Here is a 14,993-nt window from a genome sequence, read left to right as displayed (position 1 = left end):
GCAGTTCTTTCTGCTCTTTTTTACTTCTCTTCATCACAAATTAATCACTTGATTAAATACTGATTAATTTTTCACATGTCGCATGAGAAATCAGCGTCTTATAATTAATCAAATGTTTAATATTTTGAGAGAAGATTGTGACGGAAGCGCATCGAAGGGCGGGAAGACCCACAGATAATATCGACGCAAGGAAAAAACTGATTTTCCACGCGCGCGAACTCTTCACCATTATGGCTTACGACAAGGTCTCTACTCGCCTAGTCGCGCAGAAAGCAGGCGTGAACGTGGCGATGATTCGTTACTACTTTGGCAACAAAGAAGGCTTGTTCGAGACCATGTTGCGCGAAACACTGTCACCGATGCAAAAGCAGATGCAGACGTTGGTATCCAACAGTAACGAGCAAAACTTTCTCGATCTAATGCGCACCTACTACCGCGAAATGATCAAGGTACCACAGTTCCCACGCTTAGTTGCCCAAGTTATGAATATGCCCCCATCGGAAACCCAACGCAAACTGCTCGAAAAAGTCTTCGCAGATATCAGCAAGCCAATGCAAGGCGTGATCTTTGATAAGTTGATCGACAGTGGCGTTTTACGAAAAGACGCCGACCCTCAACTTTGTCGCGTCTCTTACATCAGCTTGATGGTGTTTCCTTTTATGGCACCACCAGCACTGCTCGCCATTCATGGCATTGAACTTTCTGAAGCCTTCTTGAACCGATTATTCGAACACAACATACAACTGATGAAACATGGATTTTTAGACTCGGGCGACCAATATGAAAGTAAATAAAAAGCTGCTGTTCTTTCCTGCTCTTGCGGTGGGGGTCGTCATTCTGTTTTTGGCGATTAGCCTCAAACCAGATTTGCCCGTAAAACCCTCTGGAGATCGTGCAAGGTTGGTCGAGACGATTCCACTTGAGCTAAAAGCCATTGCTCCAGTAGCCATAGGGTTTGGCAAGATCACCCCAAAAGTGGAATGGAAAGCGATAGCCGAAGTGACGGGTAAAGTGGTCTACCGCCATCCGCAACTGGAAAAAGGACAAGTGTTGCAAGCAGGGACAGAAATCTTGCGCATCGACCCGCTCGATTACGAGTTGAAACTGGTTCAAGCTCAAGCCGATCTCAAATCTGCCCAAACCTCTCTGGCTAAGCTGAACCAAGAAGAAGCGAATCTCAAAAGCACCCTCAAGATAGAAGCCAACCGTCTGGTTATCGCCAACAAAGAGTTAGACCGTAAGCAAAACCTACGTAAAAAAGGCCTAACGTCTCAATCGGATGTAGATCAGCAAGAGCAAAGCGCACTCTCTCAACGTAAGTTAGTACTGGATATTGAAAATCAAATTGGTTTGATGCCGGATGAGAAACGAGTCGCGGAAGCCCTAGTTAAAGTTAATGCATCAAAAGTGGATGAGGCCGAACGCTCGCTTGATAAGACCATCATCACGCTTCCTTACGATTTGCGTATTGCTGACGTAGAAATTGAGAAAAAGCAAGTGGTTAACCTCCAACAAACCATGGTGACAGGACATGGTATTGATGTCATGGAAGTGGAAGCTCAACTATCCATTCATGACATGCAAACTTTGGCGGCGAGCATCGGTGAGTTTGTCCGCGATGAATCTGGTATTCCACAACCTGATATGAATGCGATTCATGCCAACATTGAACTCAGCAGCGGTAACCTCTCTGCAAGCTGGCCTGCGAAAGTTGCACGCATCAGTGAAACGGTTGATCCAAGCCAAGCGACTGCCGGTGTGATTCTGGAAATTGAACAAGACTACCGTGCATTAAACCCAACGTCTGCGCCTCCATTGGTGAACGGCATGTTTGTGCGTGCCTTGATTGAGGGACAAGAGAACCCGAGTTGGGTCATCCCAGAGCGTGCGCTTCATGGCGATAAGATTTACCTGATGGGAGATGACAACCGTCTGCAAGTCGTCACGGTTGAAGTGTTATATCGTCGCAATAACCAAGTGGTGATCGATGGTGAACTAGAGCAAGGTCAGAAGCTGATCATCAACGATTTGCTGCCTGCGATTAACGGCATGCTATTGAAAGAGTCACCTGAACAGTCAGAAACGGCTATTGAGGAGTCTGATTCATGATCCGATTCTTCGCCAAGCATCCAACAGCAGCCAACTTGCTGATGCTAACGCTGCTGATATTGGGGATTTCTTCACTTTCCACGATTAAGCGTGAAACTTTTCCTGAGTTTGATCCGCCCTACATCCTAGCTGGTGTGGTTTACCCCGGCGCTTCCCCTCAAGAGGTAGAAGAGAGCATCTGTATCCGAATGGAAGATGCTGTCGATGGCCTTGCCAACATCAAAGAAACTCAGTGTGAAGCGATTGAGGGTTCTGCGCGTCTTATCTTAAAACTGAATGAAGAAGCCGACATCGGCCGCATGCTAGTTGATGTTCAAACCCAGATCAACTCGATAAACGACTTCCCACAAGAGATTGAATCTCCTGTGGTCCAAGAGCTCGATTGGAACGAGCCAGTTGTGGATGTCGCCATCACCGCAGATACCACATGGCCAGAGCTAAAAGCGTATGCCGAACAGCTTAAACGCACGTTAAAAATCGATTACGATGTCTCTTTGGTTGAAGTTGCTGGCTTCTCTGACCACCAATACCGAGTAGAGTTAGACACTCAAGCTATCCGACAACTTGGTTTGAGTGTTGGTGATATTGCGGACCAGATTGGTCGTCAAAACGTCAAGTTGCCAAGTGGTAATGTCGAAACGCCAGATAAGAACTTTCTGATCCGCTTTGACGAACGACGCGTGACGCCGGAAGAGCTTGAGACTATCGTCGTGGGCTCTGGTACAAATGGCTCAATCATCCGTCTAAGAGATATTTCGACGATTACCGACGGGTTTGAATTGGACGAACAGAAAGTCCTCTTCGATGGTCACCCTTCTGCCCTACTAAAAGTCAGCAAAAACAAAGAAGACGATGCACTGCGCATTAAAGAACGTGTTGCTCAATTTGTCGAAGAACAACAAGCCATCGCGCCAGACGGTGTGATGCTACAAATGACCAATGACCTTTCATCCGTGCTTTGGGATCGCCTGACCATGATGGTCAAAAACGGTTGGCAAGGTATCATTCTGGTCTTCGCCACCATGTGGTTGTTCTTTAGTTTTCGCTACTCTTTTTGGGTCGCAGCTGGTTTACCTGTTGCCTTCTTAGGTGGGTTATTTTTGATGGCGCAACTTGGCCTGTCCATCAACATCATGTCTTTGGTCGGGTTACTCATGGCCATCGGTATCATGATGGATGACGCCATCGTTATTGCCGAATCGATTGCCGCTCACCTCGACCGAGGAGAAGAGATCGATGATGCCGTGATAAAAGGAGTGAAAAAGGTACTGCCGGGGGTCATCTCTTCCTTTTTAACTACGGTGTGTATTTTCGGTAGCTTGTTATTTTTGCAAGGTGAAATGGGTGCGGTACTTAAAGCGGTTCCTCAAGTTCTGATCCTCGTACTGAGTTTAAGTTTGGTGGAAGCCTTCTTGATTCTACCTAACCACCTTTCTCACTCACTACACAAACAAAAGCAAGAGCGAAAAACACCGAAGTTCAAACAAAAGCTGCTCGCTTCTTTTGAAAACTTCCGCAACACCACCTTGGTCAACGCAGTGGATAAAGTGGTCGAGTATCGCTATGCCTTTATGGGCGGTGTGGTTGCCTTGCTTCTTATCTCCGCTGCCACTTTAGTTGGCGGTTTGCTCAAGTTCCAACCCTTCCCTGAGTTGGATGGTGATATTGCAGAAGCGCGCATTATTCTTCCTCCGGGTTCTTCTCTGTCTCAAACGGAAGCCGTCGTCGATAAGATCGTCGCTTCCGCTCAAAAGCTAGATAAAGAATGGACAGAAAAAGTGGAAGACGGCAATCCATTGGTTCTGCACATCACCAGTCAATTCAACGCCAATGCCGATGCGAATGAATCTGGCCCTCATATTGCCACGGTGCGTCTGGATTTGCTTGGCGCAGAGAGTCGTAACACACTCATCGATGAATTTATCGATGCATGGCGCGATGATATTGGTGAACTTGCCGATCCTATCTCACTGGTATTTAAACAACCGACCATGGGGCCGGGTGGACGAGCGATTGAAATTCGAGCGAAACATGATGATCTGGATGCGCTCAAAGCGGCCTCTATCGACATTCAGCAATACTTGAATGAGTTTGACGGTGTCCATGGCGTGTTGGATGACATGCGTATGGGTAAAGAAGAAGTCTTGGTTAAACTGCGTCCGGGCGCAGAAGCTTACGGGATTAACGGCCAACTCATCGCCAATCAATTGCGTGCGGCTTTCTTTGGCCAAACGGCAGACGAGATCCAAGTTGGGGTAGAAAACATTTCCATCGAAGTTCGCCTCGATAAAGCACAAGCTGGTGACTTACAGCAATTGGCAAACTTTCCAATTATCTTGTCTGATGGCAGTCAAATTCCGCTCGCGACCATTGCTACTTTGGATTTCCAACGTAATTACGTAAGAATCCAGCGCATTGATGGCTTGCGCACCGTGAGCGTATTCGGCGATATCGACAATACGAAAGCCAACTCAACCGCCATTATTCGTCAGTTCCAACAGGATGAAGCGCCAAAGCTTATGCAAAAGTATCCTGGTCTTCGCTTTGATTTTGAAGGCGAAGCCAAAGATACCGCTGAAACTGGCGCATCAATGGGTAAAGGCTTCTTGCTTGGTTTGTTTGGCGTGTTTGCGATTCTGAGTTACCAATTCCGCAGTTATTTGGAACCATTCGTGGTCATGCTTGCGATTCCACTCGCCTTTATTGGCGTGGTATGGGGACACATCCTACTCGGTCACTCATTAAGTATGCCGAGTATGATGGGCTTTGTCTCACTAGCGGGGATTGTGGTGAATGACTCGATTCTGTTAGTTCAGTACATACGCCATCATGTCGATGAAGGGGATAATGTGCACGACTCAGTAGTCAAAGCCAGTCGGGAACGCTTTAGAGCAGTATTCCTGACATCAATGACCACTGCAGCAGGTTTGCTTCCGTTACTGACTGAAACCAGTTTGCAAGCACAGGTTATCCAACCACTGGTTATCTCCATCGTGTTTGGTATTTTCGCATCCACTCTGCTGGTGTTGTTTATGATCCCTGCTGCGTATGCCATTTTAGCTGACTTCGGCCTAGTCCATAAGCACGAAGAAATCTAAAACGACTGATAAGTAAACTTATCAAAATGCACAAGAGCGGCTTAGGTCGCTTTTTGTTCAATACCAATGCGTTAAAAAACACACAATCACTTAACAAACAGAGGGTTATTGTGTCTCATTAAGTGTGAATATGAACAGTTAAGGATTAAGTATGTTGAGTTTTATATAACCAAATCAAATAACCAACACAAGATTTATAATATGTCTTATTGTCAAAAACGGAATTTCACAGAGTAAAAATACACGTAGGCAACACATTCACAATTTAAACTCACGATAATGAAAACATTGATTGAAGAATTAACATTTTAACAATCATTACAACAATGTTAACTTTAGCCTCGTTGGTCGCGCTGGTGGTAAGCCTCTCACCAAGCCTATTGTCAGTTTTATATGGACGTTCGACCACCTCCAAAATGAATAGACACCCAATTTGGTGCCCTTTTTTCGCCCGTGAAAGCATTCTTCGCGGGCTTTTTTCTTTAAGTTAAGTATGAACGCTCTGGATCAACTTTTTTTGCCAACCTTTCGGATTTGGAGGTAGTATGCGAATCAATAAGCGGAGACAGTGCTAGCAACTCTAAAACGTTTTTTTCAAAGATTTCATCCGCGTGTCTTACCCAATCTAAAAACTTTTTTTGAGCAAATATAGGCTCGATTTCATATAAAAATTCAATACTAAAGTAAAACTCATTTTTGATAGGAAAATTGTACACTCTTCGATAGTCTTTTTTATACTCCAAATTTCCTTCTACATATTTTGAAAATGTATTTTCACCAATCTTGATATTTTGGCATTTGATTGGAGGATAACCACGAAGAAACTCTCCTACAAGGAACTCTTCTTTCGCTCTCTTTTTTTCTTCGTTTATCGGGTCTATTCCCCAACGATGATTTGCGTACGCAATGGCATCATTCATCAACTCTGTATGATCACCTTTTTGAGAACCGTCAGGTGACTCTACAGCATGATAAAAATCCACGTACTCTTTCTCTATAAATGAGGATAGTTGATTAACACTAGTAATATTTTCATCTGAAGATTTAATCCTTAACCGAATATATAAACCACCTTGTTTATTGATTGGTAATAGTGGATTTATTATTTTCTTTTTAAAAGAGAAATAAATCGTGGCCAATTTTATAAACTTTTCATGCCGCTCTACTTTTGAATCAATATTGAACCGTTGTAATTCAATAAAATCTTGGTATACATGACCTTCATATATATTGTTCGGACATTCAAATGATAGTACTAAGTCATCTATCTGGAATACATTATGTAACAAGTGTGCAAAATCTGGTTTCCCTCTAAACCCATCTTTAAAGATTTTGATAAAATTCATATTTATATCTCTTGTTATTTAAATATGTATTGATATTTGTGATAAGCTCTATACTAAATCCATTGGCCTTATATGCGCCATGGCGTACAAAGGTAAATAGACATCCAATTTGATTCATTTTTCTCTCATGGCTACATACTTTGCTAGCTTTTCTTGACGCTGTGTTACTCTGCCTTAGTTTTTTCGTTCAATCCCTTTACCGCTTTGGCTGTATACGAGTCGATGAGCGGAGACAAATCCAGTAATTCCAATACTTTTTTTTCAAAGGTTTCATCCGCACTTCTCACCCAATCTAAAAACTTCTGCTTAGCAAACATCGATTCGTACTTATACCAAAACTCGATGCTCAGGTAGAATTCATTTTTTATGGGTAAATTGTATACTCTTCGTAATTCACTCTTATACTTAAGATTACCTTCTGAGTATTTTGAGTATTTGTTTTTTCCAACTTCAACTATCTCACACTTTATTGGTGGATAACCACTTAAGAAACCTCTAATTAAATATTCTTCTTTTTCTCTTTTTCGGTGTTCACTTTCTGGAATTTCTCCCCATTGTTTATTCGCACGCTTAGTCAATTCTTTCATCAAGTCTGTATGATACCCCCTCATAGAGCCTTCACTTTGCTCCGGGGCATGATAAAAATCATAATATTCTCTCTCTAAAAATGAGGACAATTGACTAATATTATCAATATCTTCTCCAGTAGATTTAACCCGTAGCCTAATATATAATCCACCTTGTTTGTTAATAGGAAGCAAAGGGTTTAATATTTTCTTCTGAAACAAAAAATATACCATAGCTAACTTTACAAACCTTTCATGCCTCTCTATTTTTGATTCAACATCGAACTGTTCTAAATTAACAAGATCCTGGTATACATGTCCTTCATATATGTTGTTCGGACACTCAAATGACAGCACTAAGTCATCTATCTGGAACGCATTATGTAATAAGTCAGAGAAATCCGGCTTTCCTCTAAAACCATCTTTACACATTTTAATAAAACTCATATGTCTATCTCTTACTCTTCAAATATGCATCAATACCTTTAAACGAACGCCTGCAATATGAGTTCTAATTCAAGTAAAGGTAAGCCACATACTAAGGTATTATGAAGGTCAAAAAGGAGATCGGATCTTTTCAAAATTTTAAATATCTAACATCACCTCCACTTTACTGAAATCTACACTTTTAAAAGTTACATCCGCTCCATCCAGCAATAGCTCATCAAACACGCCAACTATTGATAATAGGCTTGAGGATCTGATCTCCACCCATGAAATGAGAAACAAAAAAGCCAGCCTTAAAAGGCTGGCAAGTAGAGCAACAAGGTCAGTGCTTACTGCTAACTAACACCGAACTCGTATTGGATTCATTTTCGTCTGTTAGTCTCTTTTATCGGCGTTTATGACTTGCTTGCTTTCTCTTTGTGGCACGTTACCTTTACTAACTGTTCTTGCTCATCTTTAATGTTTTTCACGATACGCTCATCACGTGCGTGAATGGCATCCATGTTCATTTGCTGAATATCTGCTATAGCTTCATGTTTCATTTCAGAAAAGTCCTGACGTAAATCTGAGCTCCACTCCTCTTTGTCTAAAGTGTTAGCAGCAGCGATTGGTGATGACATTACAGCAATAAGACTTAGAGTAGATAGAAATACGCTTTTCATAATAAGCTCCTTGAGGATTAGCAGTTAATTTTAATTACAATTCATATATTGCACATACGATGCCAACTTTTATTTTGTTATTTTTCAACAACTTAAATAAAACCTCATATTCAACGTTATCTTCGTCTGGTAAATTTCGCTAACCAAGTGTCAAATTAACCATGCGAATTTAAAACATTAGAAACATACATATTAGAAATGCTTTGTCAGGCAGTTTTCTCATCAGATAATTACGTAACTGCCCACTAAAAAATCACTTTGAATCAAAATGCGGAAACAAAAAAGCAGCCCGAAGGCTGCTCCTAATCGTTAACATCAAGCTTGTTAACTCGATACGCTTGCTTCAACGCTCGACGTCACTGGCGACTTTCTGAAACGATTAATCAAACGATGGATAAACCTCTTAATCGATCTGAAAATATTTTTAATATCTTCAAGCATTAAATACAAACAAGGCACCAACACTAAAGTCAGAACCGTTGCGTACAACACCGCAAAGCCCAAAGCGACAGCCATCGGTATGACAAAACGCGCCTGCAAACTCGTTTCAAACATTATCGGCAATACACCCGCAAACGTCGTTATTGAGGTGAGCGTGATAGCTCGAAAACGAGCACAACCCGCCTCAACAACCGCTTGTTTGATGTTCATACCCTTTTCTCTCACTTGGTTTACGTAATCTGTCATAACCAGAGAGTCGTTGATAACCACGCCAGCAGCGGCGATCAAACCAAATGTCGACATCATACTGATGTCTAAACCTAGCCAGAAATGGCCCCAAATCGCCCCCGTCAGACTAAACGGAATGACGGACATTACAATCAAAGGTTGGGTATAACTTTTTAACGGTACAGCTAACAAGATGTAGACGATGATCATGCCTGCAATAAAGAACAAAATCTGTTCATTACGCTGCGCAGCCTGCTCTTCAATATCACCGCCCAATTCTGTTTTCACAGTTGGGAAGGCTTGCTTCATGTCCGGTAAGATATTGTCGTCAATGACCTTCACGATTTCTTGAGGTTCAACCAATTCTTCGTCTATGGAACCATAAACATAAACGGTTTGATACCCGCCTTCACGTCGAATGCTACTCACGCCCGGCTGCTCGTTGATCTTCACCACATCACCTAGCATGACCTTCTTACCTGCTGGTGTTGTAATCACAGCGTAACGCAATGATGAGAATGCTTCACGCGTCAATTGCGGGTAACGCACCATAACTTTAATTTCTTCACCATCACGAATAATGCGCTGTGCTTCGCCACCATAAAAGCTGCCACCAACTTGCTCTGCGATCATGGTGAGATCCAGACCGAGATCGTACGCTACAGGCGCAAGAGACAGGAGTACTTCTTTGCTTCCAGAATCAATAGAAGATGAAATATCATATAACCCTTCTTCCTGCTGTAAACGCTCTATCAAGTAACGCCCAGCCTCGTTGAGCTCATTGATGTTAGAACCAAACAACAAGTAACCAAACTCATCTCTGTCACCACCACCCGCACTCTGCTCGCGGATTTTGATGCTCTTCATACCTGGAATAACAGGCATAGCTTCACGCCAACGTCGAGCCAGTTCAAATGTATTGAACGGGCGTAACTCTTCATCAACCAGAGGTACTAATACACGACCTTCGGTGCGGCTTCTGTTGTACGACAGCACATCACGAATCATTCCTTGACCATGTTCCGCAATGGTCTCAGATTCGATCTTTTGCATGACACGTTCAATAGTCTTGAGTGCACTGATTGTCTGCTCACTTGAAACGGTATCATTCATTTCAATAGTGATCGCAGGATAGTCAGTCGGCACTTTAGGGTTAGGGATCACCCGAACATAATTCGCGTTGATCAAAGCCGCGCTGATCAGCAGTAAACCACAGAACACCGCAAACACTGTCCAGCGCCAATGGGTGCATGTTGTTACAAAGTTACGATATGGACCATTTACAAAACCAAAAAAACGTTGATTAAATCGGTCACGCCAGCCACCTGGTTTAACTGGCTTAAAATGAGTATGCGCCAAGTGCGCTGGTAGGATCAGCTTCGATTCAATCAAACTGAAGATCAAACAAAGAATCACGACCCCCGCGATACCATAAAAGAAGGCACTATCAATACCGCTAGACAACAAGAAAGGGGCAAACACAGCAATCGTGGTTAACACACCGAAAGTGGCTGGTGTGGCAACACGTTTTACACCACGAACCACGTTTTCGACGCCACCGCCTTTTTCTTCAATTTCGCTGTAAGCGCTCTCTCCCATCACGATGGCGTCATCAACTACAATACCGAGCACCATAATGAAGGCAAAAAGAGACACGATGTTTACCGTTATCCCTAATGCAGGCATCATCATTACAGCACCGAGGAAACAGACAGGTAGCCCAATCATTACCCACATAGCCAAGCGGAAACGTAGGAAAATGGTCAGCATAATCGCGACTAATGCAGCGCCTTGCAGCAAGTTTTTCAACATCATGTCGAGACGCCCATTTAAATAATAAGTCGTATCAACTAAGACTTTGAGCTTAACATCCTGCGGTAATGTCTTGTTTTTTGCTTCAATATAATTACGAACGGACTGTGCAACAGGGATAATGTTCTGGTCACGAGTTGCTTCAACAGACATGTAGATCGCATTTTGACCTGAGTATTCAAAGTAGCGCTCTTCTTCCGTAAAGCCATCTTTTATTGTGGCAATATCTTGCAACAGAACCTTTGCACCATTTGCGCCAAGCTTTACAGGAATATTTCTAAACTCATCACCACGGTAGTATTGGTTTTCAATCCTTACTGCAATCATCCCTGAGTTTGTTTTTACTTCGCCCGCAGAAAAGTTGGCTGAGTAACGGCTGATCGCGCTGCTGATATCGCTCAACGTCAGGTCGTATTTACGAAGAACAAGTGGGTCAACTTCAATCGCTATTTCTTCTTCTGGCGCACTCAGGTACACCAGCATGACGTTTTCTAACTGAAGTAATTCATCTTCGATTTGCTTAGCAATCGGTTTAAGCTCCTCGAGCGGTCGGTCCCCAACTAACCCCATTTCAATTACATCTTGGCGCCATTCAACTTGGTAAACATTGATTGGTTCCATACCCGCTGGTAAATTAGACAAGGTATCAATACGTTGGTTTACATCATCTAAGACACGCTTGATATCGGCATTAACGTCTACCTCGATGGAAACATACGCGCTACCTCTAGAGGCCGTTGAGACTGCTTTTTTAATCCCGGTGACGTCTTTAATCGATTCCTCGACCTTAACGAGAATACTCTCTTCTATCTCTTGAGGAGAAGCGCCAGGATAAGTCGCACGAACATCAATGTAGTTCACCTCAATATTCGGAAACATCTGCCTTTGAATAAAGAGAAAGCTCACCACACCCATGATAATGATGAACACCATCAAAAGGTTGGCAGCGACAGGGTTATTCGCAAAATAGGCAATTAAGCCCTTTTGTTTAGTATCTTCCATGACATACTCCTACTTACTGTACGACGGTTTCGGAGTCGTCACTCTTTTTTGCGATTTGTACCGCCATGCCTTTTTGAGGGTACTCGGGCAAGGTCAGTACCAACTTATCACTTTGCTCTAAACCTTCGCCCACCAGCAAAAACTCACCTTCTGCTCTCAAAACCGTGACAGTTCTGGGTTGAAGTTGATTATCGCCATTCACCACCCACACGGTACGGTTTTTAACTAATTCCTGTGGTAAGCGATAGATATGCTTAAGTTCCTTACCAGTGAAGCTCACTTCAACGTAGGAGCCGAATTTAATTGGAGGCTGCTGGTTATCGACACCGTATGGGTCCGCGATTTGAATGACCATGTTAATCATTCGGGTAGCGCTATCAATCATGCCTAGATCACGAACTACTCGACCTTCTCTAGTGGTAGAAAACACACCTTGCTGCGTCACTGTCGCAGTGAGTTCACCAATGGATTCGGGTAAAAATGCACTATCAAAACCGGCAATGGGTACGTGCACCTCTGCCACTTCGATGTTGTTTAACGTGGCAACTCGAGAACCAGATGTAACAAATTGACCAACACCAATATCACGCTCAACAACCAGCGCATCGTAAGGTGCAACGACTTTGCAATTTTCTAACTCTCTTTTTGCTCGTTTGAGTGCCGCTTGAGCCGACTTCACTTGCGCTTGTGCGCTCAAAACGTGAGGCTTGCGTAAATACAGATCCGTCACTTGCTTATCGCTCAGTCTCTTTGCCTGACGTTTTGCCACTTCGGCTTTCGCTTGTTCCTCAATCAAGTTTGCGCGTGCACTAGCTAAATCGGCTTCAGCTTGTAAAACCGACGCTTCATAGTTGTCACTTTCAATTGTGAAAAGAACCTCTCCTCGTTTTACGATGCCACCCGTCACAAAATTCGGGTGCCAACTTATCACTTCACCACTAACTTGCGCGGAAAGGTGTGTTTTTTCAAAAGGGACTAATTCACCGTGACTGGTAATCACCACTTTGTGATCGGTAGGAAAAAGAGAAGAAGCCTGAACAGTAGGTTCTGTAATTGCATCTTTGGTTGACTCTTTTTCCGGCGCAGTTGCGGCAATTGCAGCATATCCTGCATAAGAGCCTCCAACGACGACGAAGGGTAAAAGCCAACGTAATATGGGTTTTGCTAACATCGAAAATCCTTTTTTATTGTTGTTTTCAACACCACACTTTTATTCAGTCCATTGCTCCCGGTAAGCATGGTGGTGAGAGAATTGAATTTGAATAAACATCAAAGCGGCGCTTGCCTAGTCTTTTAAGCAGCAAACTAGATAGTTATTGCCAATTCAAAGTTAATAAAATTAACAAAAAATTAACCAACTGCGCAAGTTGCTCTGACTTAACTTTTATTCTAAAAAGCAAATGACATGCCAAGCATTTATTTATTAAAAATCATATGGTTATATAAAAATCATTATTTTGTCCAGTGTGCTATTGGTCATAATCACCAGATATTAGTGATTATGACCAATACGGCCATAATGATAATTAAAATAAATGATTATCTGCGCTCTAAAAGTTGAACTTAGTGCAGGTTCTATGGCAATTCATTGATTAATCGCTTGTTATCAAACAGTTCTGGGTGCATGTGGCGTCAGCTTAAGTCTATAATTTGGAGTAGGTAACACTCTGTAAGACAAGGAAATGTGCTTTGTTACAAACGCTCGCCAAGTTGCTCTTCCCCTCGCTGCTCACTATTTTATCGGCATGCTCATCCGTATCGTTGAATGACGCCAGTGAAAAGTCCACCAGCTTTCAGCTCGGTTATCAAAAGGATTCTGTTCTTGCGCAGTACTTTGAAGCTTACGGGAGAGACCCCAAGTCCATAACTGGCTTTGCACCGTTAAATCAGGGACACGATGCCCTTCTTGCTCGAACCTCTTTGATCGAGTCCGCCCAGAAAAGCCTTGATCTTCAATACTATATTTACCGCGGTGACGAAACGAGTCAGCTAATAACGTGGCGCTTGTATGAAGCGGCAAAGCGTGGTGTTCGAGTAAGGCTGTTGCTTGACGATATGCAAAAGCGAAACGACGATGTGATGGCTGCCCTCAATGCACATCCTAATATAGAAATCCGCTTATTTAACCCGCATCAGTATCGCGACTCCCGTTGGTTCGCTCTTGCTAGCGATTTTGAACGCCTTAATCGTCGTATGCACAATAAGTCTCTGATTGCAGACAGTGTTTCCGCTATTGTCGGTGGTAGAAATATCGGCAATGAATACTTCTCTTTTGAATCGCAAGTTGAGTTTGGTGATTTTGATCTTCTGCTCTATGGTGAGGCGGTACAACAAACTGCCGATCAGTTCGACCTCTACTGGAATAGCGCCTATGCGATACCAATGGAATGGATTACACCGAATTCACAGCAAATTACCGACCAAGCGATTCAAAAGCAGGTCAATAAACTCCGGTTAGAGGAAAAGTTTTCAACCGGCCGCTATGACTTCACACAACTGGATATGTACCAAGATCTAAAACAAGGCAAACTCAAGCTCTACTGGGGAGAAGCGAAAGTATGGTTTGATCTGCCCGATAAAGTCGCAACCCGAGAGAGCCAACTTATTGATAATTTGTCGGAACTGGTTAAAAGTGTTGAGGATTCATTTGTACTCATCTCTCCCTATTTCGTTCCAACTGAAGTAGGTACTCAAGCATTAAGTAACGCGGCCAAGCGAGGCGTTGATATCACGATTGTGACCAATAGCCTCGCGTCTAACGATGTGTTTGCCGTGCATGGTTGGTACGCAAAATATCGAAAAGAATTACTCGAAGCTGGAATAAAGCTTTGGGAAGTAAAAGCGAGCGCGAAACTCAAAAGTAAGTGGAGCCTCACGGGGAGTAGCAGAGCAAGTTTACACGCTAAAGCAATGACGATTGATAACAAAACACTTTTCGTTGGTTCGATGAACTGGGACCCACGTTCGGCCGCTTTGAATACCGAAATGGCCGTTGTTATCGAACAGCCAGAATATGTGCAAATGTTTCTAGAACAACTGCCGAGTCAACTGTCGAGTAACGCCTATGCCTTAACTCTGCGCGACGGGGACATTGTCTGGACCGACGTAAAAACAGGCGAAGAATACAAGTCCGAACCAGAAGCAGGAGTATGGCGAAAAATGGGTGCTTGGTTCTCCGGAATATTACCAATTGAAGATCAGCTATAACAGTTGCCAATACTGCAAACCTACCCAGTAAAGCGAAACAAAATGGACGCTAGTTTTGGGGCTGGGGGGCACAAC

The 14,993-nt window shown here is 43.1% G+C and carries 9 protein-coding genes; 4 read left to right on the top strand and 5 right to left on the bottom strand.

Annotation, left to right across the window (positions count from 1 at the left end; all coding sequences use genetic code 11):
* The first annotated feature begins 137 nt into the window (after window positions 1-137).
* Genes R7Q48_RS00950 through R7Q48_RS00940 form a run of 3 tightly spaced genes read left to right on the top strand, consistent with a single transcriptional unit; the run spans window position 138 to window position 5,207 of the window.
* Window positions 138-794, top strand: a complete 657-nt coding sequence (locus tag R7Q48_RS00950) for a TetR/AcrR family transcriptional regulator (RefSeq protein ID WP_318076040.1) — start codon at window positions 138-140, stop codon at window positions 792-794.
* Window positions 781-2,109 (top strand): efflux RND transporter periplasmic adaptor subunit, encoded by a 1,329-nt coding sequence (locus R7Q48_RS00945; protein ID WP_053349324.1) that lies wholly within the window; start codon window positions 781-783, stop codon window positions 2,107-2,109. Before R7Q48_RS00950 ends, R7Q48_RS00945 begins: the two co-directional genes overlap by 14 nt.
* A complete protein-coding gene (locus tag R7Q48_RS00940) occupies window positions 2,106-5,207 on the top strand; it encodes an efflux RND transporter permease subunit (RefSeq protein WP_318132107.1) in 3,102 nt (1,033 codons plus the stop codon). The genes R7Q48_RS00945 and R7Q48_RS00940 overlap by 4 nt, the downstream gene beginning before the upstream one ends.
* A 482-nt stretch (window positions 5,208-5,689) precedes the next feature.
* Here the strand turns inward: R7Q48_RS00940 and R7Q48_RS00935 are convergent, their stop codons facing one another.
* The 5 genes from R7Q48_RS00935 to R7Q48_RS00915 all read right to left on the bottom strand — a co-directional run bounded on the left by R7Q48_RS00935 (window position 5,690) and on the right by R7Q48_RS00915 (window position 12,882).
* Complete coding sequence (locus R7Q48_RS00935) at window positions 5,690-6,553, bottom strand: hypothetical protein (protein ID WP_053349326.1); 864 nt, start codon at window positions 6,551-6,553, stop codon at window positions 5,690-5,692.
* 164 nt (window positions 6,554-6,717) lie between these two features.
* Window positions 6,718-7,566, bottom strand: a complete 849-nt coding sequence (locus R7Q48_RS00930; protein WP_318088925.1) for a DNAase — start codon at window positions 7,564-7,566, stop codon at window positions 6,718-6,720.
* Between the two features lie 395 nt (window positions 7,567-7,961).
* Window positions 7,962-8,228, bottom strand: coding sequence for a hypothetical protein (locus R7Q48_RS00925; protein WP_005373876.1), 267 nt, complete (start codon window positions 8,226-8,228; stop codon window positions 7,962-7,964).
* Between the two features lie 324 nt (window positions 8,229-8,552).
* On the bottom strand, window positions 8,553-11,711 hold the full coding sequence (locus tag R7Q48_RS00920) for an efflux RND transporter permease subunit (RefSeq protein WP_025767992.1): 3,159 nt from the start codon (window positions 11,709-11,711) through the stop codon (window positions 8,553-8,555).
* A gap of 13 nt (window positions 11,712-11,724) precedes the next feature.
* Complete coding sequence (locus R7Q48_RS00915) at window positions 11,725-12,882, bottom strand: efflux RND transporter periplasmic adaptor subunit (RefSeq protein ID WP_025767993.1); 1,158 nt, start codon at window positions 12,880-12,882, stop codon at window positions 11,725-11,727.
* A gap of 518 nt (window positions 12,883-13,400) precedes the next feature.
* On the opposite strand from R7Q48_RS00915, the gene R7Q48_RS00910 reads away from it, so the two are divergent.
* Window positions 13,401-14,918, top strand: coding sequence for a phospholipase D family protein (locus R7Q48_RS00910; RefSeq protein ID WP_258656537.1), 1,518 nt, complete (start codon window positions 13,401-13,403; stop codon window positions 14,916-14,918).
* Window positions 14,919-14,993 lie beyond the last annotated feature (75 nt).

The organism is Vibrio sp. 378 (assembly GCF_033339435.1).
This window is presented reverse-complemented; position numbering and strand designations above follow the sequence as displayed.